Genomic DNA, 22101 nt, shown 5'->3' with positions numbered 1-22101 from the left:
GTAGGTGGTCGGTTGTGACCCACGCTACCAACCCTTCATGGACGTAAGCCCAGCTCCGACTCGATCCGGCGCGCGATCCGGCCCGGCGGCACCGGCGGAGCGTAGCGGCGCAGCACCTTCCCCTCGCCGTCGATGAGGAACTTGGTGAAGTTCCAGGCGATGCGCCCACCGATCACCCCGGCCTTCTGCGCGCACATCCACTGCCACAGCGGATGGGCAGAAGAACCGTTGACATCGATCTTCGAGAACAGCGGGAAGGTGACCTCAAAGGTCGAGGTGCAGACCTCCTGGATCTCCTCATCCGTCCCGGGCTCCTGATGGAACTGGTCCGAGGGGAAGCCGAGCACCGTGAAGCCGTGCGCGGAGAAGCGGTCGTGCAGCTCCTGCAGGCCGGTCAGCTGCGGCGTGAAGGCGCACAGCGTGGCGGTGTTGACGACGAGGACCAGGCGCCCGCGGTACTCACTCATCGCTCGGAGCTCACCATCGATGGTGAGCGCCGTGAAATCGTGGAAGGTCGGGTCGGCCATGGTCTCCTGATTCGGATCAGACAGTGATGTGCGCCTCCATCTTAGAACCGGACGCTGACCGTGGGCCGGGACCTCCCACTCACGAGAGGAACGCGTCGACCTCGGCCCGGGTCGGGGCGCTCTCGGTGCCGTGGCGGGTCACCGCGATCGCCGCCGCGGCGTTGGCGCGGGTGGCTGCGGACTCCCAGTCCGCGCCGAGGGCCCGCTCGGCCAGCATCACCCCGGTATGGGTGTCGCCCGCACCATTGGTGTCCACCGCCGTCTGCGGGAAGGCAGGGATCTGGGTGCCGCGACCGTGATGGAACACGAGGCAGCCGCGATCGCCGTCGCGCACCACCACCACTGCCCCCGGCGAGAGCCGCCGACGGATCGCCTCCGGGGTGTCCTCGAGATCGTCGAGATCGGTGAGAGCCCGCGCTTCGTCGGCGTTCGAGGTCCACACCGTGGTGCGTGACAGCACCCGCCGCTGGATCGCGGGAGGGAAGCTCGCGAAGGGATCGCCCGGATCCAGCACTACGTCGACCCCCTCGGGCAGGGAGTCGAGGAACTCCAGCAGCGGATCGCGGGTGGGCTCGAACAGGCTGTACCCGGACACGCACACGAGATCCCCGGGCTGCGGATCCAGAGTCGCGAGGGATTCAGCGGTGATCTGACGCTCCGCTCCGTACACGGTGAGGAAGGTGCGTTCGGCCGACGGTTCCAGCAGCACCGTGCAGTAGCCGGTATCCGCCTCGCCATGGATCTCGTCCGAGAGGAGCACACCGTCCCGCGCGAGCGCCTCACGGATCAGGTCGCCGTGCGGGCCCGTGCCGTGGGCTCCGCCGTGCACCGCGACCGCGCCGGTGCGGGAGGCGGCGATCAGCGTGGTCACCGCACCGCCGGCGTACCAGCGCTCGCTGCGGGCGTTGGCGTTGCCGCCGCGCGGGGGCAGCTCGTCGATCTCCAGGATGACGTCGACGAGCGCTTGGGCGGTGTGGAGCACTCGGGGCATGGCCACGAGTGTAGGTGGGAGCATGGGGCTATGGCCTCCTCTTCGACCCGCCGCGCACCACTGCTCATCCTGATCGCCGTGCTCGCGATCGCCGCACTGGTGGCAGCCGGTCTGCTGTGGCGCAGCAGCGCCGACGACGGGCAGGAGGAGGCCCAGGCCCTCGTCGCCGCTCTGTCGGACGCCTCCGCGGCCCCGCATCAGACGGTCCTCGGCCCGCTCATCGAGGCGACGGGCGCCGCCCCGCAGGTCGAGCTCGCCGATGCCGGGACCGCGGAAGATGGCGTGCGCACCGCGACCCTCGCCTGGACCTGGACCCTGCCGGATGACGCCGGGACCTGGGAGTACACCACCGAGGCGACCCTGCGCCGCGGCGAGGACGGCTGGGCGGCGGAGCTCCGCCCAGAGGTCTACGCCCCGGGCCTGGGCGCTGACGAGCATCTGGACCTCGCGACCGTGCCCGCGACCCTCGGCACCGTCACCGATCGCGACGGCGACGTGCTGTACGGAGAGCTCCCGGTGAAGGTCCTCGGCCTGGATAAGACCCAGCTCGAGGAGGGCGAGCAGGAGGCCGCGGCCCGCGACCTCGCCGGGCTGCTGGGCACCGACCCCGACCGCTACGCCCAGGCCGTCGCCGACAACGGCCCCGAGGCCTTCGTCCCCGCCCTCACCGTCCGCGTCGAGGCCGAGGGGGAGTACCCGCTGGACGAGGCCGCGCAGATCACCGGCTTCCGGGCGCTCGAGCAGAACCGCCCCCTCGCCGCCCGGCGCGACTTCGCGCCCGGGGTGCTCGGCTCCCTGCGTGAGGCGAGCGCCGAGGACATCGAGAAGTCCGACGGCGAGCTCGTCGCCGGAGATCTGATCGCCAGCGGCGGCGTGGTCGGCGCCCGGCATGACGCGCTCGTCGGCACGGACGGTGCCGAGGTGGTCGCGGTGGCCGACGACGGCGGAGAGCAGCGCTCCCTGCACCGGGTCGATCCTGTCGACGGGGCGGCGGTTCCCACCACCCTCGACACCGATCTGCAGCGCTCGGCCACCGCGGCGATCGCCGAGGCGGAGTCGCCGGCTGCGGTGATCGTGCTGCAGCCCTCCACCGGTGACCTCCTGGCCTCTGCCCTCGGACCCACCGGCCAGTCCTATCCGGTGGGTCTCGTCGGCCAGTACGCCCCCGGCTCCACCTTCAAAGCGGTCACCGCCCTCTCGCTGCTGCGGGCGGGCATCACCCCGGACACCGAGCTGGAGTGCCCGGAGACGGCGAGCATCGACGGCGCGAGCTTCAAGAACGCCGACTCGATGGACCCGTCCCTGTTCGGGATGATGCCTCTGCGCTCCGTCATCGCGTACTCCTGCAACACCGCCCTGCTGCTGCAGCACGACACGGTGGACCAGCCCGCGCTCGCCGACGCCGCGGCCACCCTCGGTATCGGCCAGGAGGCCCCCGAGGGGCTCGAGGCCTTCATGGGATCCATCGACCCGGAGGACACCGGCACCGAGCACGCCGCGGCGATGATGGGGCAGGGCCGGGTGCTCACCTCCCCGCTGTCCATGGCGGTGGTGCTCGCGAGCATCCAGAACGGCGCGACGGTGACCCCGCGGATCCTCGCCGACGTCGATCCGGTGACCACCGAGGTGCCGCACCCCTTGACGGCGGAGGAGACCTCGCAGCTGCAGGAGATGCTGCGCGGCGTGGTCACCGACGGCAGCCTCCGCGACTTCGCGGACCTCCCCGGCGAGCCGGTCATCGGCAAGACCGGCACCGCGGAGTGGACCAACGCGGAGGGGGAACTGAAGCTCCACTCCTGGGTGATCGTCGCCCAGGGCGATCTCGTGGTCGCAGCGTTCGTCGAGGACGGCAGCTACGGCTCCGTCACTGCCGGCCCGATCGCCCGCGAGGTGCTCGAGGGCGCCTAGCTAGAGCCCGGCGGCGACCTCGACTGCCTGACGGATCGCGCGCTCGGCGTCGAGCTCCGCGGCGACGTCGGCCCCGCCGATCACGTGCACGCGGGGCGCCCGACCCTTGCGTGCAGCAGCCACTTCGTCGGCCAGGGCATTGACGCTGACCTGCCCGGCACAGACCACCACGGTGTCCACCTCGAGCACCCGGGCGTCTTCCCCCTCGAGGATGTGCAGGCCCTGCTCGTCGACGTGGCGGTAGGTCACGCCGCGGTGCTGGATCACGCCTGCGTGGCGCAGCTCCGCACGGTGCACCCAGCCGGTGGTGCGGCCGAGCCCGGCCCCGATCCGGGTCTCCTTGCGCTGCAGCAGATGGACCTCGCGCCGCGGTTCCTCGGCGGGCCGGGCGGTGACGCCGCCGCGATGCTCCTCGTCGGCCTCGACCACGCCCCAGTGCTGCTTCCATACGGCGACGTCCAGGGTCGGCGACGGCCGCGGGGCGCTGAGGAACTCGGCGACGTCGACCCCGATCCCGCCGGCACCGATGATCGCGACCCGGTCCCCGGCCTCGGCCCGCCCCTCGAGCAGGTCGGCGTAGCTGATCACCTGCGGCCCGCCCGTCGCGGGCAGCTCGATCTCGCGGGGCTTCACACCGGTCGCGACGATGACATCATGGAACCCGGCGAGGTCCTGGCCCGTCGGCCGCGTCTCCAGCCGGATCCCCACCCCGGCCGCCGCCAGTCGCATCCGCCAGGACTGCAGCGCCTGCGCATAGTCCTCCTTGCCGGGGATGCGGGCGGCCAGCCGCAGCTGACCGCCGATCTCCGCGGTCGCCTCGAACAGGGTCACGATGTGACCGCGCTCGGCGGCGGCCAGTGCCGCCTCGAGCCCGGCGGGACCCGCGCCGACGACGGCGACCTTGCGGGCACGGCGCTCGATCACAGGGTTCAGCAGCAGCTCCGTCTCGTGCCCGGCACGCGGGTTCACCAGGCAGCTGGCACGTTTGCCGTCGAACACCTTGTCCAGGCAGGCCTGATTGCAGGAGATGCAGGCGACGACCTGGTTGGCGCGACCGTCTGCGAGCTTGTTCGGCAGCTGCGGATCCGCGAGCAGCGGGCGCGCCATCGAGACCAGATCCGCCTGGCCGTCGGCGAGGACCCGCTCGGCGACGGCGGGAGCGTGGATCCGGTTCGAGGCGATCACCGGCACCTCCACCAGCTCGCGGAGGGCAGCGGTGTTCTCGGCGAACGCCGCTCGCGGCACCGAGGTGACGATCGTGGGCACCCGCGCCTCATGCCAGCCGATCCCGGAGGACAGCACGTCCACACCGCGTTCGACGAGGCCCTGGGCGAGGGCGGTCGTCTCCTCCCAGGTCTGGCCGCCCGGCACCAGGTCCAGCAGGGAGAGGCGGTAGCTGAGCAGGGCCTCGTCGCCGATCGCCTCCCGCACGGCGGCGGCCACGGCCAGCGGAAGCGCTCGCCGGCCCTCGGGCCCGCGCCCCCAGCGGTCCCGCCGCCGGTTGGTGGCCGGCGCCAGGAACTGGTTCAGGAGGTAGCCCTCGGAGCCCATGATCTCGACGCCGTCGTAGCCGGCCTCGACTGCTCGCCGTGCGGCCTCGGCGAAGTGCTCCACGGTGCGGCCCACCCCGCGCCGGGTCAGACGGCGGGCCCGGAACGGGGACAGCGGTGACTTCCCGGCGGCGGCGGACGCGGCCAGGGGATGGAAGGAGTAGCGGCCGGCGTGCAGCAGCTGCAGGATGATCCGGCCATCCGCCTCGTGGACCTCGCGGGTGATCACTCGGTGGCCGCGCAGGGTGCGTGCGTCGGCCTGTGCCCCGCCAGGGGTGAGCCGGCCGGTGCGGTCGGGGGAGAAGCCGCCGGTCACGATCAGCCCTGCACCGCCCCGGGCGCGCTCGCCGAGATAGGCGGCGAGCTTCTTGACCTCGGCCGGGCGGTCCTCGAGCCCGACGTGCATCGAGCCCATCACGATGCGGTTGCGCACCTCGAACCGGCCCAGATCCAGCGGCGAGAGCAGCCGGGGGTAGGTGCGGGGCGCGGTCGGGTGGGGAGGCAACGCTGACATGCGAACGATTCTGCCAGGCTCCGGGGAGGCGAGGGACAGCGGAGGTGCTCCGCGGAGCGCGGGTGGGAGCGGGTGGACGCCGGGGCACTGCGTACGCTGGACCGGAACCTATTGCCGGAGCGAGGAGTGCCATGTCGTCGCGCATGCTGATCATCGTCGATGTCCAGAACGACTTCTGCGAGGGCGGTGCGCTCGGCGTCGACGGGGGCGCCGAGGTGGCGCGGAGGATCGCCGAGCATGTGCGGGTCCATGGCGCCGGGTATGACCGCATCCTCGCCAGTCAGGACTGGCATCGCGGGGACACCGACAACGGCGGACACTTCGCGGTGCCGCCGGCGGAGCCGGACTTCGCCGAGACCTGGCCGGTGCACTGCGTCGCGGAGACCGAGGGTGCGGCGCTGCACCCGGAGGTGGCGGCGCTCGCCGAGGAGCTGGGGGAGCGGCTCGAGATCGTGCGGAAGGGGCAGGGGGTTCCGTCGTACAGCGTGCTCGAGGGAAAGGTCGTCGCGACGGGCGAGCAGGTGGATCAGCTGATCGCCGCTGTTCCGACCGATGGCGGCACCTGGGAGCGGATCGACGTGGTGGGGCTGGCGTACGACTTCTGCGTGCGCGCCACGGCTCTCGGCGCAGCAGAGTCCGGTGCGCCGGTGCGGGTGCTGCGGGACCTCACCGCGGCGGTGCACTCTGCAGGGATTCCCGCCCTCGCGGACGAGCTGTCCACGGCCGGGGTCGAGGTGGTCATGTCGCCGGGTCTGACTGCCTGAGTCAGAAGGGTGGTTCGGTCTCGTCGTGGGTGGGGCCGGGTGGGATGATCCGGCGGCCGCGGTGTCTGGCCCACGCGGCACGGCGCTGCTCGGCGGCGCGTTCCTGCCGGGGTCTGGTCTTCTCTTCGGCGTGGAGGCGTAGCGCGTCCTCGTGGGCGCGTTGGTAGGTCCGCCAGTCCCGTTCGAGGGTTCGGGCCAGACGTGGGGTGAGCAGGTCGGTGTCCTCCCGGGCCCGTAGCCGGATGTCCCGCCCGATATCCCACACCGTCTCCAACGGCCCGGCTGTGGTGGTCCCGTCCCCGTGGGCGGGGTCATCGGCCGGGTCACGGGCGGGGTCGATCAGCCCGGCGGTCTTCTGCTTGTGGTGCAGCCAGCAGAGCCGGTGGAGGTTCCACAGACTGGTCTGCCCACCCTGGCCCGGGTGGTCGTGGTCGTATTCGATGATGTGGTCATCCTCCGCCGCGAGGACCGTCGCCCGGACACAGCCCGGCACCGCACAGACGGGGTGGCGCAGCCGCAGCTGGAGCCGCATCTGGGCGGTGGGGTGGTAGGTCTGCGCGGTCACGGGCAGGTAGGCGCCGGTGATCGGATCGGTGAGGATCCGCTGCCACGTGCTCTCTCCCGCAGCGAGTTCTCGGGCGAGCTGTGCGGGCAGGGGCGTCATCCCGTCCAGCATTGCGGGTGCGTCGCTGTGGCCCATCAGGGTCAGGGCCGGGACGGTGACCAGGATCTTGTAGGGCCGTGCCGTCTCCTGGACCGGATCGATATCCAGGACCGAGTGAGTCAAGATCGCATATCTGAGCGTCCGCAACGACAGGGCAGTACCCCGCTCGGCGAGGTCACGATCGATATCGAACGGCAACGGCCCCTCCACCCCGGCTTCCAGCGCGTGGCGCTGGGCTTTCTGGACCGTGCGGGCTGCGATATCGAGCCGGTGGGCGAGGGCCTGGATCTCCGGAATCGGGCCCGTCACCATCAGTGCCGCGGTCCCCGTCTCGGTATCGACCCCCACGACCTCCACATTGCGTGACTGGGACGGCGGGGCAGGGAGCGTCCCCGCGGTCGCCAGAGCGACCGCGAGCCGGACATGCTTCTCGAACGTGTCCTGCGAGACCGACGGGATCTCGATACCGGCCATATGCGCATCCACCTCCCGGGCCTGCTCCTCGCTCAGACGCCGGCAGTGGCGGATCAGGTAGTGATGCCACTGCTCGGGCAGATCCCCCCGCCGCAGATACGTGAACGTCACCGGCATCCACGCCACCGCCAGATGCGCGTCACGAACCAGCGCATGAGCTTGGGGGTAGGTGCACCGCAGCCCTGCGGCGACCTTCAACGCCGTGACGTCAGCGTCATCCAGCAGGCCCCGTACCTCGGGATCCTCCCGAAAGAACGTGGAGAGCTGACGCAGCTGATGCGCCCGCAGACTCGCCCGGATCCGCATCGTGCGATGCAGACCCATCACCCGGCCCGCGTCAAGACTCCCCGGGACGGCTTCCTCGATGATGCACTCCTCATCCAGCACCCGCCGCGCCCGCACCGACCACGCAGGCAGACCTTCCGGCGCGACACCGGCCTCGGGCTCGGCAGGCAGACCGGGAGCCGTCGCAGCACCGGGATCGGGCGGGTCCTCCGTGCCCGCAGCGGCGGCATCGCGGTCGGCCGGGGCCTCGGCGGCGCGGCTGTCCTCACGCGCAGGGATACCGGCCAGCGGTTCGCCCGCTGCGTCCGCGTCGTCGGACGCGAACTGGTCCTCCTCGAACTCACCCACCGACACCCCTCCTCTCACCCACCAGCATCCCCAAGAACCGCTTCTGCGATATCCCTCAATACTAATTCTCCCGTCCTTCCTACTGAAGGGTCAGCACGAAATGGGGACGAATCTGTGGATAACCCATGAGTGGGGAGGAATGGTCGACGGGCACGGCCTCGACGAGGCGAGATGCACCTGGTGGTGGAGGCGGGAGCCTGGCAGGCCGGGGGAATGCTGACGGGCCTCGCGACGGCTGCACCTGCAGGCGGCACCCTTTTCGGCAGGCCGCTATTTCTCTGAGGAGTCCGGCCTGCAGGGATTCTCAGTAGAATGCCTAATTGTCAATACGTGCTCGCCAAATGTGGATAACTCGCAGTGGGGAGGAACGGTGCATCCGTGCCCGGTGTGAGCTGTCTCGGCGGGTGCGGAGGCAGCCCGCGGCCCACCCCTGTACATACAGAGACATACAGAGCAGGATGGCTCCATGGCGACGCCCCACCCTGTGAACCGCTCGACGCCCCGCTCGATCCCCGCGACCCCCGCGAACCCCTTCACCCCCGGCTTCGGGCTCACCCCGATGATCCTCGCCGGGCGCGACCTCGTGATCGAGGAGTTCACCGCCGCCCTGGCCGGGAACGTGCCCGAGGCGAGGGCGATCCTCATCTCCGGCGCCCGAGGCTCCGGCAAAACAGTCCTGCTCACCGAGTTCCGGGAGCTTGCCCTCGACGCGGGATGGACCGATCTGCGGCTGCACACCTCCTCGACGTCCCTCACCGAGGAGCTGCGCAGCCAGGCCATCGCGCGTCTGCGAGAGATGGATCCAGAGGCCGAGACCTCGCGCCTGACGTCCGCGCACGCCTTCCAGGTGAGCGCCTCCCGAGACATCGTCCAGCGCTACGAAGGGGAGGGGGAGGTGCTCACCACGGTGCTCGACCGGCTCGCCCAGCTCACCGACGAGGACGGCGGCGGGCTGCTGATCACCCTCGATGAGCTGCAGTCGGTCGAGCGCGACCAGCTGCACGCCCTCACCCAGCACGTGCAGGACCTCATCGGCTCCGGTCACGCCGTCGCCTTCATCGCCGCCGGGGTGCGGCCCGGGGTCGACGCACTGCTGGACCATGAGCGCACCACCTTCCTGCGCCGTGCGCACCGGATCGAGGTGGGCAGCGTGGATGTGGGCACTGCCGCGGAGGCGATCCGCCTGACCATCGCCGACACCGCGAAGACGATCACCCCTGACGCTGCCGTGCTGGCCGGCGAGATCTCGCGGGGCTACCCGTACCTGATCCAGCTGATCGGGTCGAAGGCCTGGCAGAACAGCAGCGAGGCCGACACGATCGAGATCGAGGACGTGCGCGGCGGGCGCGATGCCGTGATCGCGGCGATGATCAAGAACGTCCACGGTCCGGCGCTGCGCGGACTGAGCCCCCGCAAACGCGAGTACCTCCACGCGATGCTCGAGGACGAGGGCCCCTCGGCCGTCGGCGACATCGCGAGACGGATGGGCATCGATCCGCGCAACCAGTCCACCTACCGCGAGCGCCTCATCGAGGAGGAGCTGATCCGGCCCGCCGGGCGCGGTTTCGTCGAGTTCTCCCTGCCCTACCTCGGGGACGCGCTGCGTCACGAGGCGCGGGAGGGCGTCGGGACGGACGTCGAACCCGATCGGGGAGTGCGCCGCTCCCACCGGGCACGGCGCGAGGATCGACCTTAGGGGGAGGCGCCGAAGACGCCCTCAAGTCCACGTCCCGGCGCCCCGCCCGCACGTACGCCACCGGCCTCACCGTGCTGATCGGAGCGGCGGTCCTGGAAGTCATCCGCCTGGTTCTCGCCGGGCGCTGAGCGCGCCTCCTCACACCCGCGCGAGGGCGAGGCCGATGTTGTCGGGACCGCCGGCGGCGAGGGCGAGGTGCACGAGCGACTCCGCGAGGGCGCTCGGGTCCTCTGCCCCGTCCATGAGCGCGTCGGCGAGGGTCGACGGGTCGACGACGGCATGCAGCCCGTCGGTCGTCACCAGCACCAGATCGCCCGGGGCGAGGCGGCGCACCAGCAGGTCGGGGGCGGTGGGGGCACCTGCGGCGAGGGCACGGTTCAGCACCGCCCGATCGGGATGCGAGGCGACCTCCTCGGGGGAGAGTCGGCCCGCCTCGACCAGCGAGCGCAGACGGGTGTGGTCCTGGGTGACCACGTCGACCTGCTCACCGCGCACCAGGACCACGCGGGCGTCGCCGAGGTGGGCGATGTGCAGACGGTCCCCGTCGATCAGCGCCGCGGAGAGGGTCGAGCCGGCGTCGCCGTCGGCCGGGACCAGGGCTTCCGCTGCGGTCCAGGCGATCTCGAGGGCGGTGAGCTGGGCGGCGCCGGGTGACTCGCCGAGCGCCCCCTCGAGCGCCGTCGCGAAGGCGGCGAGGATCTGCGGGGCGAGGTCGCCGGCGCTGCCGAAGCCGTCGGCGACGGCGAGCAGGGTGCGGCCGCCCGGCAGCGCGCGGACCGCCGCGGCGTCCTGCTGAGAACCTCGTACGAGGCCCTGATGCAGTGCCGAGGCGGTGAGGGGAGTGGTGGTGGGAGCGGTCATGATGTTCTCCGTCGGACGTTCCCCGAGGTCATGGGCGAGAGAGCGGACAGATGCGGCGCGGGAGAGGGAGTCGGCCTCCTCCTGCCGCCACCAGGAGCGGAGCTCCGCAGCAGCGGCGTCACCGTCCAGATCGCAGAGCACACCGATCCGGGCGAGCCCCATCCCCAGGCCGCGCAGGGCGGCGATCAGCCGTGCCCGTTCGATCTGGTCGGCTCCGTAGGATCGGTAGCCGGTGAAGGGGTCGACGCGCCGGGGCACCAGCAGCCCGGAGTCGGCGTAGAGGCGCAGCGCCTTGGGGCTCAGCCCGCTCGCGGCGGCCAGCTCCCCGATGCTCAGCAGCGTCTCGTCCATGCGATCCTCCGTCATTCCTCGCCCGGTCCCCGGGCACCGGGACCCTCCCGGTGATGATGACCTTCCGGATTGTCCCAGGGGGAGAGTCAAGCGTCGGCGCAGATAATCCGTCGACCAGCGCCGATCCGGTGTGGTCTGCTTTTCCCATGCAGCTGATGATCCGCCCTCTGGACCCCTCCTCCGATCTCGAGCTCGACCAGTACCTCGCGCTCGAGAGCGCGCTGGATGAGCACACCTACGGCGGCAGCCAGGCCCTCACCCGTGAGCAGCTGCGGGCCCAGTTCAGCGAGTCCCCGTACTGGACGGTGCGGCGCTGGGTGGCGATCGCCGAGGTGATCGAGGGCGGCGAGCTGCTCGTCGGCCGCGCGAATGCCTTCATGCCGCTGCAGGAGAACCTCGAGACCATCTCCGTCGAGGTCTCGGTGCATCCCGCCTTCCGCGGCCAGGGGATCGCGACCGCACTGGTCGAGGAGGCGCTGATCCCCGCGATCCGCGAATCCGGCCGCAGCCTGGTCGAGGGCTACGGCGAGATCCCGGCCGACGGCGACCCTGACAGCCCGGAGCAGCCCGTGAACCGGCTCGCCCGTCGGCTCGGGATCACCCGGAAGAACCTCGCCGTCTGCCGCGCGCTGGCGCTCCCGCTCGAGGCCTCGCTGCTGCAGACGCTGCAGGCCGAGGCCGAGGAGAGGATCGGCGAGTACCGGATCGAGCTGTGGGACGGGGAGATCCCCGAGGAGCACCTCGAGGCCTATGGCCTGCTCATGCGGCAGCTCGAGCTCGACGAACCCGATGAGGACGTCGAGCACGAGGCGCCGGACTACACCCCGGAGCGGATCCGCGAGAGCGAGCGCCGGATGCGCGAGGCGGGGACGCTGCGGATCACGGCGGTCGCCGTCGCACCCGACGGCAGCTTCGCCGGGAACTCCGAGGTGCACCTCCACGAATCCGCCGACAGCACCCTCGGCTGGCAGGAGAACACGCTGGTCATGCCCGAGCACCGTGGGCACCGACTGGGCCTCGCGCTCAAGGTCGCCACCCACCGGCAGCTGGGAGAGCGCGCCCCGCAGCTGCGGAGCCTGGTCACCTGGAACTCGCATGTGAACCCCTGGATGATCGAGATCAACGAGAAGCTCGGCTACCGGGTGCTCTACCGAGAGCTGGTGCTGCAGGGGCGTCCCGCGCTCTGAACTCCCGACACGCCGCTCCACCTCCCGCCCGTCGGCGGCGCTCGGGCTAGGTTCTCCCGCATGGGCGGGGATGATCGATGAGCGTGCAGGCGAAGCACCACAGGAAAGTGCGTCGCGAGCGGCCGCATGACCAGTTCACGGTCGCCATCGCGATCCTGTCGCTGGTGATGGCCGGCGGCATGGTCGGAGGACTGGTGACCAGCGTGGTCACTCCCGAGGGAGGGAGCTGGGCAGCGGGCGCGGTGCCCGAGCTGCCGCCCGGTGACCCCTCGAACACCACCCGCCTGACCCATCTGGAACGGATAACGGGGGACATCACCCCGAAGTCCGTGGTCGCGAGCCCGGCGGGCACGGTCATCGCGAACAACATGATGTACAGCCACTCCTCGACGCTGTACGACGCCGAGACCCTCGAGCTCACGCACACCGTGGCCGACACGATCGATCTCGCCGAGTTCGGGTATCCGGACCGCGCCGGGACGACCGAAGGAGCCCCCGTCGAGGCGGTGTTCTCGCCCGACGGGAAATACGCCTATGTCTCCCAGTACCGCCTGCGCGGCCCCGGCGAGGGTGCTGCTGCCTCCGACGACTGCGCGAACGGCGAGGCGATCGGGCGCTCCGCCGTGTTCCGCCTCGACCTCGCCTCCGGCCAGTGGGACCAGGTGATCGAGGTGGGGCGGGTCCCGAAGTTCATCTCCCTCTCCGCGGACGGGAGCACCGCGCTGGTCTCGAACTGGTGCGACGAGACCGTCTCCGTGCTCGACCTCGAGGCAGGCGAGGAGATCCGGGAGATCCCGGTGGATGCCGCCCCGCGCGGCAGCGTGATCCTGCCGGACAACCGCACCGCCTATGTCACCGCGATGTACGCCGACGAGATGTACAAGCTCGATCTCGAGACGGGGCAGAGCGAGCTGGTGCTCGAGACCGGGCGCAAGCCCCGCCACCTGGTGCTCTCACCCGATGCGACCCGCATGTATCTCACCGTCTCGGGCAGCGATGAGCTGCTCGAGCTCGACGCCGCGACCGGGGAGGTGCTGCGCACGGCCCCGACCGGGCGTGAGCCGCGCACCATGGCGATCTCTCCCGATGGCCTCGCGCTGTACGTCGTGAACTACTACGCGAACACCGTCTCCAAGTTCGACACCGAGACCCTCGAGGAGATCCAGAGCGTCGAGGTGGGCAAGAACCCCATCGGCATCACCTACGAGCCCACCCAGCGCCGGGTCTGGGTCGCGAACTATGCCGGCTCGATCGACGTCTTCGACGACACTGCCCCTGGCGGCACGGTCGAGCCATGAGCCAGGATGGAGTCATGAACGACGACGTCACCACCCCGCAGACCCACGACGACCGCCTCGTCACCGCCTCCCGGGACATCGCCGCCCCGGCGGAGACGATCTTCGAGCTGATCGCCGATCCCTCGCAGCAGCCGCGCTGGGACGGCAACGACAACCTCGCCGAGGCCGCTCCTGGCCAGCGGGTGCGTGCCGACGGCGACGTGTTCGTGATGACGCTGACCAACGGCGGGGTGCGCGACAATCACGTCGTCGCCTTCGTCGAGGGGCGGGAGATCGTCTGGGCCCCTGCCCCCGAGGGTGAGGAACCTTCCGGTCACCGTTGGGGCTGGATCCTCGAACCCGTCGATGATGACCGCACCCGCGTCACCCATCTCTATGACTTCACCGCGCTGCCTGCCGAGCAGGAGAAGCGCCTGGCCAAGGCGCGCCTGATGACGCCGGAGAAGCTGATGGCCTCGATCGACCGCCTCGCCCAGCTCGCCGAGGAGGGCGGGGACTCCTGAGCACGACGCCGGACGAGCCCGTCGACCCGAGGACCCTCGGGCCGGCGATGGACCCGGACATCGCGCGCGTGGAATCAGCGATCGACCAGGCCGCGCGGCGCGGGGACTTCGACAACCTCCCCGGCGCCGGGAAGCCGCTGGACCTGCCCGCTGCCCACGATCCGGACTGGTGGATCAACCAGCGCCTGGCCAGCGGCGAGATCGACAGTCAGGCTCTGCTCCCGGTGGTGGTGCTGCTGCGCAAGGAGTTCGAGAAGCGGGACGAGACCCTGGCCGCGCTGCCGGATGAGCGGGCCGTGCGGGAGTATGCCGAGGACTTCACCGAGAGGGTCCATCAGGACCGGCGTGCGAATCCCTTCCAGCGGATGCTCGCCCCGGCCTGGGATCCGGAGGATGCCGTCGCACGGTGGCGGGAGGTGCGCGTGCCCAGGCCGGCGCCGACGATGGCACCCACGCCCGAGCCGGTGGCGGAATCCCGCCGGCGGCGCTGGTGGCCGCTGCGCCGACGGGGCTGAGGGTCAGTCGCCCTGCACCGGCCACCTGCAGCTCAGTGCTGTGCCGTCGCGGCGCGGAACCACTCCTCGGGATCAGCGGCCGACGCGGACGCCCCGTGCGAGCGCAGCCAGGTGCACACGTTCACGCAGTCACGGCGCAGGAACTCGGTGCCGTTCGGATTCGCGATCAGGTCGATCACCTGCGGGACGTCGATGATCACCGGATCGGGCTCGGCCTGCCGGGAATCGGCGAGGATGTTGTAGGGGGAGAGGTCGCCGTGGACCAGGCCCAGGAGGGCGAGATCCAGGACCGCGCCCCGCAGCAGGTGGGCCCAGCGGGCGACTGTCGGCCCATCCGGCGCGGTCTCCTGCAGGCGCGGGGCGGCGACCGCGCCGTGCTCGTCGTCGGTGCCGATGAACTCCATGCACAGCTCCGTGCCGACGAGCTGGATCGGGTAGGGCACCGGCAGCCCGGCCTCCCACAGCCGGCAGAGCATGTCGAACTCGGTGCGGGCCCACTGCGCGGCGGCGACCTGCTTGCCGAAGGCGGTGCCCTTGGCCATCGCCCGGGCCTCGCGGGTGTCCGTGGTGCGGCGGCCGTCGGTGTAGGCACTGCCGCGGTGGAAGGTCGAGTGGTCGGGGGAGCGGTAGCGCTTGGCGACCATCAGCACCGCCTCGCCGGGAGCACCGCTCAGGAGCTCCTCGGGCAGGGCACGCTCGAGGAGGAAGGCGTCGGCCTCCTTGCCGGTCTTGAGGATCCCGAGCTCGGTGTCGATCGCGCCGTCGTGCTGGACGACCCAGTCGGGAAAGGGCTGCGGGCCGCGGTCCATCGTGTGGGCGGTCTCGGGCCAGGTGGACCAGCGCTGATCCTTGTCGAGCTCGGCGACGGTGGCGGTGAACATGGCGCGGGCGAAGAAGGCGTCCTGGTCGAAGGACGTGGTCATAGGGGTCTCCTGAGGGAGGACCTGCGAGCTGCTCAGCAGGTCGGTGCGGAAGGGAGGACTGCAGGGGTCAGCGCGGTGACAACCATCAGCTCCTCCTTCCCTCAGGGCTCCACACGGAACCGGGCACAGCGTACGACGGGACTGTCATGAGGCGCGAGTGAATACTCGACGCCGGTGCACCTGCTGCCTGAGCTGGGGATTGGGGACAACTTCCGGGAGTCTGCGCAGAGCGTGATCTGATGCGGGCATGCCCCCCGCGCGATCTTCGAGCCGCCCGTCCCGCCGTTGCCTGGTGCGGACCGGAGCGGTGCTGGTGTCGCTGGGGCTGGCGGGGCTGGCGGGGTGCGATCCGGAGGGAGGGGAGGAGGCTGAGGAGGAGCCGCCTCCTCGGGGTGACCGTCATCCCGATGCCGATGGCCACCTCTGAGGACCTGCTGCCTGCCGAACCGGTGAGTTCTGTGTGCTGCCCACCGTAGGATCCGGGGAATGACCCACGCGCGGAAGACCACCGGATTTCTTGCCGCCCTGCTCGGAGGGGCGGGGACCATGCACTTCGTCAGACCCGAGCCCTTCGACACGATCGTCCCGCGGGCTCTGCCCGGCCGGGCGCGGAACTTCACCTATGCCTCCGGTGTCGCGGAGCTCGGGGTGGCCGGGCTGCTCGCCGTCCCGCGCACTCGGCGCCTGGGCGGGATCGCCGCGGCGGTGCTGTTCGTGGCGGTGTTCCCGGCGAATGTGCAGATGGCCATCGACTGGCGCAGGGCCCGGCCGGGGAAGCGGGCGATCGCTGTCGGGCGGTTGCCGCTGCAGGGACTGCTCATCGCCCAGGCTGTGCACGTGGCGCGTCGGGGCTGAGGCGAGCGGGTCGGGCATCCCTGCCAGCAGCGCTCCTCGCAAGCCGATCCAGGTCATCAGGGGAGGGCGCCGCCCAGACCCTTTGCATGCAACATGCATGCACACCTATGATCTGTGCCATGAGCACAGTGCAGATCCGCGACGTCCGACCGGAGACCGCAGCCATCCTGAAACGGCGTGCCGCGCTCCAGGGGCTCTCGCTGAGCGAGTACCTCCGCGGTGAGCTGGACCGGATTGCGGCTCGGCCCTCGCGGGACGAGGTGCTTGCGCGCATCTCCGCGCGGTCGGCGCCCGTGCTCACCGATCCGGTCGAGGAGCTCGAGCGGGCACGCGCCGAGCGGATCGGCGGGTGATCGTCCTGGATGCCTCGGCCGCGGCGGCGCTCCTGCTCCGACAGCCTGCGGTAGACGGCATCCTCCGCGAGATCGACGGGCACGAGCTCGCCGCCCCCGAGCTGATGGCAGTCGAACTGCTGAGCGTCCTGCGCGGATGGGTGCGCAGCGCACAGCTCGAGGAGGCCAGGGCACGAGAGGTGCTCGAGGATCTCGAATCGCTGGGCATCGCCTGGTATCCCGAACGGCCGCTGCTGCGCCTCGCATGGTCACTGCGGGACAACGCCACTGCCTACGACGCCATCTATCTCGCGCTCGGGCACTCGCTCTCGGACGCTGCGGACCAGATCAGGGTCCTGACGCTCGACCGTCGGCTCGCGCGCGCCTTCCCGCAGAGCACCGTGGTGCCGGTCTGACTCACCGCATCGACTCGAGGCGTCCGGCCACGGTCGTCGCGAGCACCGAGGTCTCCCGCAGGCGGTGCGCCGCCTCTCGGGCCGCGGCGTCGACCAGCAACCCGTCGGCGCCGAACGGGACGTCGACGAAGGGGGAGTCCTCGAGCAGCACCACATCGCCCGGGCCGCCCACCTGCAGGGCCGTGATCCCGTCGGTCGAGGCGGCGAGGGCCTCGCGCGGCTGGAGCTGCTGCTCGGGATGCCAGCCCGGGCGCGCGTCGGCGCTGCGGTGCACGGCCGCGGCCATCGCCAGCCACGGATCCAGCGGGGCGACCGGGGCGTCGGAGCCCAGCGCGAGCGGCACCCCGGCGGTGAGCAGGTCCCGCAGCCGGAAGGCCTGGGTGCCGTGGCCGGGCCAGATCGTGTCGGTCGCATCGCGGTCGTCCAGCAGATGGGCAGGCTGGACGGAGGCGGTGACGCCGAGCGCGGCCATCGCGTCGATGTCGTCGTCCGTGAGCATCTGGGCGTGCTCGATCCGAGCGCCCTCGCCGCCGACGGCCCGGATCGCCGCGAGCGCGACCTGTGCGGCGGCATCGCCGATCGCGTGGACCGCGGCGGTGAGGCCCTGGGACTTCGCCCGGCGCAGCGCATCGCGCAGGGCCTCGGGGCCGACGCTGAGGACGCCGTGACCCGCATAGCCGTGGCCGTCGGTGTAGGCATCGCGGGTGTAGGCGGAGTGGGAGCCGAGGGCGCCGTCCACGATCACCTTGAGCGGGCCCATGGACACCAGGCCCCGCTCGTCGAGCACCAGACCCGTCGGGCCCGGCGCCGCGGCGAGCTCCTCGGGATAGACCGCGGTGCGGATCCGCATACGGGGGGTGCGGTGCGGCCACTCCTCCCAGGGTCGGCCCCACTCCATGTCCGTCAGCCCCACCACTCCGCGCTGCAGGGCCTGGCGCTGCAGCATCGCCGCACCGGTGGCCACCGCAGCGGCGACTCCGGGCAGCTCAGGCAGGCGCGGGGCGAGCGCGAACCATTCCTCCTCCGCGACGATCCCGTCGCGCGGGGGCAGGCCCAGGGCGCGCAGTGCGGCGGAGTTCAGCCAGGCGTGATGCGCATCGCCGCCGATCAGCACCGTGGGCACCGCGTCGGTCGCCTCGTCGAGCGCCGGCACCGTCGGCCGCACGGCGAAGTCCACCAGGCGGTGACCGAAACCGATCAGCGCCATCGTGGAATCGACGGCGGATTCACGACGCACCCCGAGCTCGGCGCGCACCAGCTCGAGGATCACGCCCACGCTGCCCGCCCCGGAGGTGTCCAGGCGGGCATGGGCCTGAGCGAGCTGCCCGGAGTGGACGTGCTGGTCCCAGAGCCCCGGGATCGCGAGCGCGCCGGCACCCTCGAGGATCTCCTCGCCGGGAGCGGCACGGAGGCCGACGGCGAGCTCGGTGATCACGCCGTCGCGGAGCCGCAGGTCCACCGGGCGGGCCGGCGCCCCACCCGTGGCGGCGTCATACGGCCGCACCTGTCTGATCAGCACCGATCCAGACTAGCCGCACGAAGCCATGACGACTGTCATGACCCGGTCATGACCGCGGGGACTGGGGCGAGGGCCGCCGTCGCGGAAGTCTGGGGCCATGACCACGACCACCACCACCGCCGCGATCAGCCTGCGCGGGCTCAGCAAGCACTACGGAGCGGTGCGCGCCCTCGACGGCCTCGACCTCGAGATCCGCCCCGGCGAGATCGTGGCGCTGCTGGGCCCCAACGGCGCCGGCAAATCCACCGCGATGGAGATGATGGTCGGGCTCGCCACGCCCGACACCGGCGCCGTGAGCGTGCTCGGCACCGACCCCGTGACCGCCACCCGCACCGGACTGATCGGCACCATGCTCCAGGCCGGGGCGCTGCTGCCGGACCAGAGCGTCCGCTCGATGCTGCGGATGCTCCACTCCCTGCAGGCCCACCCCATGCCGCTGGCCGACGTGATCGCCCAGGCCGACATCGAAGACCTGGTGGGGCGCAAGATGGGGGCGCTGTCCGGCGGCCAGGCGCAGCGGGTCCGCTTCGCGATCGCGCTGCTCGGAGACCCCCAGGTGCTGCTGCTGGACGAGCCGACCGTCGGCATGGACGTCGGTGCCCGCCGCGCCTTCTGGGACCAGATGCGAGAGGTCGCCGCCACCGGCCGCACCGTCGTCTTCGCCACCCACCATCTCGATGAGGCCGAGCGCGAGGCGGCTCGCGTGATCGTCATGGACCGCGGCCGCGTGGTCGCCGACGGCACCGGCCCCGAGATCAGCGCCGTCGTCGCCGGGCGCGTGATCACCCTGCGCGGCGCGTCCCCGGAGCAGATCGCCGGGCTGCCCGGCGTCGAGAGCGCTGCGGCCGACGAGACGGACCCGCGCCGCGTGCGCGCCCTCTGCTCCGACTCCGATGCCGCGCTCGCCGCGCTGTTCACCGGGGAGCTCGCCGCCGCCGTCCACGAGGTCCTGGTCTCCGCGCCCGGGCTCGAGGAGGCCTTCCTGCGCATCACCGACCACGAAGGAGACGCACGATGACCACCACCGCTGCCACCACCACCGCTGCCACCGCCCGCACCACCGCCGCCCCGTCGGCCGCGACCCGCACCGTGCGCTACGCGCTGCACACCACGCGGATGACGGTCACCAACGTCATGTTCATGGTGTTCACGATCGCCCTGCCGGTGGGGATGTACCTGCTGTTCGGGATGATGTTCGGCGAGGCCGCCGACGGGCAGGCCCGCGGCATGATCATGGTCAACATGGCCGCCTACGGCGGGCTCGGCGCCGCCGTCACGGCCGGCACCCAGATCCAGGAGGACCAGCGCAACGGCTTCCTGCGGCAGCTGATCGTCGCGGGGCTGTCCCCCCGCTCGTTCCTCGTCGGCTCGGTGATGGCGGCGAGCGCCGTGATCCTCCCCGCGCTGGTCGCGGTGGGAGTGGTGGGCCTCGCGACCGGCGTCGAGGTGGGCGCCGGCCCGTTCCTCACCACCGTCGTGGTGCTCTGGCTGGGGCTGCTGCCCACCATCCTCATCGGGATCGTGCTGGGCATGGTCCTCAAGGGCGGCGCCGCCATGGCGGGAGGCGTGGTGACCATGATGGCGATGGCGATCTTCGGCGGGCTGTGGATGCCGCTGGAGATGTTCCCGAGCTGGATGCAGCAGGTCGGGCAGGCCATGCCCACCTACTGGATCTCGCAGCTCGGGCAGTGGTCGATGTACGACGGGGAGCTGCCCGTGACCGGCCTGCTCGTGATCGGTGCCTGGACCGTGGTGCTCGGCGGGCTGTGCGCGTTCAGCCTGCGCCGCGCGGTGGGCCTGAAGCGTCGCTGACACAATGAGCGCCATGGGAACCACCGACACGACGACGTGGGGGGCGTGGGCACGCGGCTCCGAGGAGGAGGCCGACGCCCGGCCCCTCACACCGCGCGCGATCCACCGTGCCGCCGTCGAGTCCGGCGGCCTCGCCTTCGCGATCCCGCCGGTGCTGTTCATCCTGATCCCGATCACGATCGCCTGGATCCAGGACCCGGGCCCCGCCGCGCTCGTGGTCACCCTGGTGCTGCCGCTCTACGCGCTGCTGTTCGCCTACGCCACCGGCATCGGGCTCTACCCTCAGCGCGTGCGCCTGGCCTGGTTCGCGGTATGCACCGCACTGTTGCTGCTCCTGATCCCGGCGCTCGGGGCGAACGTCCTGTTCATGGTGATGTTCCAGGCCATGACCCATGTGCTGCTGTTGCCCTGGAGGTGGGCGGTGCCGAGCATGCTGCTGATGAGCCTCACCGTGGTGGTGCTCGCCTTCGTGTTCGCGGTGCCGATCGCCGCCGGCCTCGCCGTCATGGGCACCGTGATGGCGTGGGGCATCGGCTACGGGGTGCGCCAGCAGGTGCTCCAGGAGCAGCTCGAGGCCGCCCAGCACCGCAACGCCGTGCTGGCGGTCGCCGCGGAGCGCGAGCGCATCGGACGCGACCTGCACGACCTCCTCGGCCACTCGCTGACCTCGCTCACCATCTCCGCGCAGCTCGCCCGCCGGCTCCTGGACTCCGATCCCGAGGCCGCCCGCGAGCAGCTCGTGCACATCGAGCAGACCGTGCGCCAGGCGCTCTCGGACGTCCGCGCGACCGCCTCCGGCATGCAGCACGTGCGCGCCGCGACCGAGATCGCCTCCGCCCGCACCGTGCTCACCACCGTCGGGATCCAGGCCGAGGTCCCCACCGCCCTGCCGCCGCTGCACGACGACCTCGCCGAGCTGTTCGGCTACGTGATCCGCGAAGGAGTCACCAACATCGTGCGCCACTCCCGCGCCACCCGCGCCGAGATCACCGTCGATCCGGACTCCGTGAGCGTCGAGGACGACGGCGTCGGCATCCCCCAGGGTGCGGACCGCTCCGGCCTGCGTGGCCTCGAGGCCCGCGTGGCGCTCGCCGGCGGGCAGCTCGAGGTGGACTCGAGCGAGACCGGCACCCGCCTCACCGCCCGGATGGGAGCGAGCGCATGATCCGCCTGGTGGTCGCCGACGACCAGGCGATCCTGCGCTCGGGCCTGGTCGCGCTGCTGCGCCTGGAGAGAGACCTCGAGGTCGTGGGGGAGGCGGCCGACGGGGCAGGCGCCCTCGCCGCGGTGGCCGAGCACCGCCCCGATGTGCTGCTGCTGGACGTGCAGATGCCGGCCGGCACCACGGCCGAGGGTGCCGTGGGGCCGGCGGACGGGATCGAGGTCGCCGAGGCTCTGCGGGGGAGTGACGGGGCACCTCGGATCATCGTGCTGACCACCTTCGGGCGCGCCGGCTACCTGCGCCGCACCATGGAGGCCGGTGCGCACGGCTTCATGGTCAAGGACACGCCCGTCGAGCAGCTCGTCGACGCGGTGCGCCGCGTGCACCAGGGTCTGCGGGTGGTCGACCCCGAGCTCGCCGCGCAGTCCCTCGCCGTCGGCGCGAGCCCGCTGACCGCGAAGGAGACCGAGGTGCTGCAGGCCGTGGCCGCCGGCGGCACCACCGCGTCGATCGCGCAGACCCTCTTCCTCTCCGAGGGCACCGTGCGCAACCACCTCTCCGCCGTGATCGGGAAGCTCGGGGTCGGCAACCGGGCCGAGGCCGTGAGGAGCGCATCCGACAACGGGTGGATCTGACGACTGCCCGG

21 protein-coding genes are annotated in these 22101 nt (G+C 71.5%); 14 read left to right on the top strand and 7 right to left on the bottom strand.

Annotated elements, in window-relative coordinates; all coding sequences use genetic code 11:
- Positions 1-35: 35 nt before the first annotated feature.
- Together Q0937_RS05860 and Q0937_RS05855 are read right to left on the bottom strand one after the other, a co-directional pair.
- Positions 36-527: a glutathione peroxidase gene (locus Q0937_RS05860; protein ID WP_299300753.1), complete on the bottom strand. Its 492-nt coding sequence runs from the start codon at positions 525-527 to the stop codon at positions 36-38.
- A 79-nt stretch (positions 528-606) separates the two neighbouring features.
- On the bottom strand, positions 607-1518 hold the full coding sequence (locus Q0937_RS05855) for a PfkB family carbohydrate kinase (RefSeq protein WP_299300750.1): 912 nt from the start codon (positions 1516-1518) through the stop codon (positions 607-609).
- A 30-nt stretch (positions 1519-1548) separates the two neighbouring features.
- Between Q0937_RS05855 and Q0937_RS05850 the strand changes: the two genes are divergently transcribed.
- The gene (locus Q0937_RS05850; protein WP_299300747.1) at positions 1549-3426 is read left to right on the top strand and encodes a penicillin-binding transpeptidase domain-containing protein; all 1878 of its coding nucleotides are present in this window, start codon (positions 1549-1551) and stop codon (positions 3424-3426) included.
- On the opposite strand, the gene Q0937_RS05845 is transcribed toward Q0937_RS05850, so the two are convergent.
- Positions 3427-5490, bottom strand: a complete 2064-nt coding sequence (locus Q0937_RS05845; protein WP_299300744.1) for an NADPH-dependent 2,4-dienoyl-CoA reductase — start codon at positions 5488-5490, stop codon at positions 3427-3429.
- Positions 5491-5621: 131 nt separating this feature from the next.
- On the opposite strand from Q0937_RS05845, the gene Q0937_RS05840 reads away from it, so the two are divergent.
- Positions 5622-6254 (top strand): isochorismatase family protein, encoded by a 633-nt coding sequence (locus tag Q0937_RS05840; protein ID WP_299300741.1) that lies wholly within the window; start codon positions 5622-5624, stop codon positions 6252-6254.
- 1 nt (position 6255) lies between these two features.
- On the opposite strand, the gene Q0937_RS05835 is transcribed toward Q0937_RS05840, so the two are convergent.
- Entirely contained in the window at positions 6256-8025 is a 1770-nt protein-coding gene (locus Q0937_RS05835; protein ID WP_299300738.1) for an HNH endonuclease signature motif containing protein, read from the bottom strand.
- A 466-nt stretch (positions 8026-8491) separates the two neighbouring features.
- Between Q0937_RS05835 and Q0937_RS05830 the strand changes: the two genes are divergently transcribed.
- Entirely contained in the window at positions 8492-9721 is a 1230-nt protein-coding gene (locus Q0937_RS05830) for an AAA family ATPase (RefSeq protein ID WP_299300735.1), read from the top strand.
- A 138-nt stretch (positions 9722-9859) separates the two neighbouring features.
- Here Q0937_RS05830 and Q0937_RS05825 read toward each other — a convergent pair whose 3' ends face one another.
- The gene (locus tag Q0937_RS05825; protein ID WP_299300732.1) at positions 9860-10933 is read right to left on the bottom strand and encodes a MerR family transcriptional regulator; all 1074 of its coding nucleotides are present in this window, start codon (positions 10931-10933) and stop codon (positions 9860-9862) included.
- A 155-nt stretch (positions 10934-11088) separates the two neighbouring features.
- On the opposite strand from Q0937_RS05825, the gene Q0937_RS05820 reads away from it, so the two are divergent.
- The 4 genes from Q0937_RS05820 to Q0937_RS05805 all read left to right on the top strand — a co-directional run bounded on the left by Q0937_RS05820 (position 11089) and on the right by Q0937_RS05805 (position 14436).
- Complete coding sequence (locus Q0937_RS05820; RefSeq protein WP_299300729.1) at positions 11089-12120, top strand: GNAT family N-acetyltransferase; 1032 nt, start codon at positions 11089-11091, stop codon at positions 12118-12120.
- A gap of 77 nt (positions 12121-12197) precedes the next feature.
- Positions 12198-13418 carry a beta-propeller fold lactonase family protein gene (locus Q0937_RS05815; RefSeq protein ID WP_299300726.1) on the top strand — a complete coding sequence of 407 codons (1221 nt, stop codon included), beginning with the start codon at positions 12198-12200 and terminating at the stop codon, positions 13416-13418.
- Positions 13419-13432: 14 nt separating this feature from the next.
- On the top strand, positions 13433-13921 hold the full coding sequence (locus Q0937_RS05810; RefSeq protein ID WP_299300723.1) for an SRPBCC family protein: 489 nt from the start codon (positions 13433-13435) through the stop codon (positions 13919-13921).
- Between the two features lie 47 nt (positions 13922-13968).
- Positions 13969-14436 (top strand): DUF1992 domain-containing protein, encoded by a 468-nt coding sequence (locus Q0937_RS05805; RefSeq protein WP_299300720.1) that lies wholly within the window; start codon positions 13969-13971, stop codon positions 14434-14436.
- Positions 14437-14468: 32 nt separating this feature from the next.
- Here Q0937_RS05805 and Q0937_RS05800 read toward each other — a convergent pair whose 3' ends face one another.
- Complete coding sequence (locus tag Q0937_RS05800) at positions 14469-15359, bottom strand: serine protein kinase RIO (RefSeq protein WP_299300717.1); 891 nt, start codon at positions 15357-15359, stop codon at positions 14469-14471.
- Positions 15360-15845: 486 nt separating this feature from the next.
- Between Q0937_RS05800 and Q0937_RS05795 the strand changes: the two genes are divergently transcribed.
- The 3 genes from Q0937_RS05795 (at position 15846) to Q0937_RS05785 (ending at position 16962) form a co-directional block, all read left to right on the top strand.
- A complete protein-coding gene (locus Q0937_RS05795) occupies positions 15846-16214 on the top strand; it encodes a MauE/DoxX family redox-associated membrane protein (RefSeq protein ID WP_299300714.1) in 369 nt (122 codons plus the stop codon).
- A gap of 119 nt (positions 16215-16333) precedes the next feature.
- Positions 16334-16567, top strand: coding sequence for an antitoxin (locus Q0937_RS05790; RefSeq protein WP_299300711.1), 234 nt, complete (start codon positions 16334-16336; stop codon positions 16565-16567).
- Positions 16564-16962, top strand: a complete 399-nt coding sequence (locus Q0937_RS05785) for a type II toxin-antitoxin system VapC family toxin (RefSeq protein ID WP_299300708.1) — start codon at positions 16564-16566, stop codon at positions 16960-16962. Before Q0937_RS05790 ends, Q0937_RS05785 begins: the two co-directional genes overlap by 4 nt.
- A gap of 1 nt (position 16963) precedes the next feature.
- Here the strand turns inward: Q0937_RS05785 and Q0937_RS05780 are convergent, their stop codons facing one another.
- Positions 16964-18481: an amidohydrolase gene (locus Q0937_RS05780; protein WP_299300705.1), complete on the bottom strand. Its 1518-nt coding sequence runs from the start codon at positions 18479-18481 to the stop codon at positions 16964-16966.
- A 97-nt stretch (positions 18482-18578) separates the two neighbouring features.
- On the opposite strand from Q0937_RS05780, the gene Q0937_RS05775 reads away from it, so the two are divergent.
- Genes Q0937_RS05775 through Q0937_RS05760 form a run of 4 tightly spaced genes read left to right on the top strand, consistent with a single transcriptional unit; the run spans position 18579 to position 22090 of the window.
- A complete protein-coding gene (locus Q0937_RS05775; RefSeq protein WP_299300702.1) occupies positions 18579-19499 on the top strand; it encodes an ABC transporter ATP-binding protein in 921 nt (306 codons plus the stop codon).
- Positions 19496-20293 (top strand): ABC transporter permease, encoded by a 798-nt coding sequence (locus tag Q0937_RS05770; protein WP_299300699.1) that lies wholly within the window; start codon positions 19496-19498, stop codon positions 20291-20293. Before Q0937_RS05775 ends, Q0937_RS05770 begins: the two co-directional genes overlap by 4 nt.
- Before the next feature lie 13 nt (positions 20294-20306).
- Complete coding sequence (locus tag Q0937_RS05765; protein ID WP_299300696.1) at positions 20307-21458, top strand: sensor histidine kinase; 1152 nt, start codon at positions 20307-20309, stop codon at positions 21456-21458.
- On the top strand, positions 21455-22090 hold the full coding sequence (locus Q0937_RS05760; RefSeq protein ID WP_299300693.1) for a response regulator transcription factor: 636 nt from the start codon (positions 21455-21457) through the stop codon (positions 22088-22090). Before Q0937_RS05765 ends, Q0937_RS05760 begins: the two co-directional genes overlap by 4 nt.
- Positions 22091-22101: the final 11 nt, after the last annotated feature.

It is taken from the genome of uncultured Brachybacterium sp. (genome assembly GCF_947500705.1).
In the GTDB taxonomy this organism is placed as follows: Bacteria; Actinomycetota; Actinomycetes; order Actinomycetales; family Dermabacteraceae; genus Brachybacterium.
Note: the sequence above shows the minus strand (reverse complement) of the source record. Positions and strands in the feature narration are given on the sequence as shown.

Bases quoted from the DNA above. Each gene is read 5' to 3' on its own strand.
- Q0937_RS05760 (WP_299300693.1), top strand. From the start codon at position 21,455: ATGATCCGCCTGGTGGTCGCCGACGACCAGGCGATCCTGCGCTCGGGC.
- Q0937_RS05800 (WP_299300717.1), bottom strand. From the start codon at position 15,359: ATGACCACGTCCTTCGACCAGGACGCCTTCTTCGCCCGCGCCATGTTC.
- Q0937_RS05820 (WP_299300729.1), top strand. From the start codon at position 11,089: ATGATCCGCCCTCTGGACCCCTCCTCCGATCTCGAGCTCGACCAGTAC.
- Q0937_RS05825 (WP_299300732.1), bottom strand. From the start codon at position 10,933: ATGGACGAGACGCTGCTGAGCATCGGGGAGCTGGCCGCCGCGAGCGGG.
- Q0937_RS05850 (WP_299300747.1), top strand. From the start codon at position 1,549: ATGGCCTCCTCTTCGACCCGCCGCGCACCACTGCTCATCCTGATCGCC.
- Q0937_RS05840 (WP_299300741.1), top strand. From the start codon at position 5,622: ATGTCGTCGCGCATGCTGATCATCGTCGATGTCCAGAACGACTTCTGC.
- Q0937_RS05855 (WP_299300750.1), bottom strand. From the start codon at position 1,518: ATGCCCCGAGTGCTCCACACCGCCCAAGCGCTCGTCGACGTCATCCTG.
- Q0937_RS05845 (WP_299300744.1), bottom strand. From the start codon at position 5,490: ATGTCAGCGTTGCCTCCCCACCCGACCGCGCCCCGCACCTACCCCCGG.
- Q0937_RS05805 (WP_299300720.1), top strand. From the start codon at position 13,969: ATGGACCCGGACATCGCGCGCGTGGAATCAGCGATCGACCAGGCCGCG.
- Q0937_RS05765 (WP_299300696.1), top strand. From the start codon at position 20,307: ATGGGAACCACCGACACGACGACGTGGGGGGCGTGGGCACGCGGCTCC.
- Q0937_RS05795 (WP_299300714.1), top strand. From the start codon at position 15,846: ATGACCCACGCGCGGAAGACCACCGGATTTCTTGCCGCCCTGCTCGGA.
- Q0937_RS05770 (WP_299300699.1), top strand. From the start codon at position 19,496: ATGACCACCACCGCTGCCACCACCACCGCTGCCACCGCCCGCACCACC.
- Q0937_RS05860 (WP_299300753.1), bottom strand. From the start codon at position 527: ATGGCCGACCCGACCTTCCACGATTTCACGGCGCTCACCATCGATGGT.
- Q0937_RS05815 (WP_299300726.1), top strand. From the start codon at position 12,198: ATGAGCGTGCAGGCGAAGCACCACAGGAAAGTGCGTCGCGAGCGGCCG.
- Q0937_RS05810 (WP_299300723.1), top strand. From the start codon at position 13,433: ATGAACGACGACGTCACCACCCCGCAGACCCACGACGACCGCCTCGTC.
- Q0937_RS05775 (WP_299300702.1), top strand. From the start codon at position 18,579: ATGACCACGACCACCACCACCGCCGCGATCAGCCTGCGCGGGCTCAGC.
- Q0937_RS05790 (WP_299300711.1), top strand. From the start codon at position 16,334: ATGAGCACAGTGCAGATCCGCGACGTCCGACCGGAGACCGCAGCCATC.
- Q0937_RS05830 (WP_299300735.1), top strand. From the start codon at position 8,492: ATGGCGACGCCCCACCCTGTGAACCGCTCGACGCCCCGCTCGATCCCC.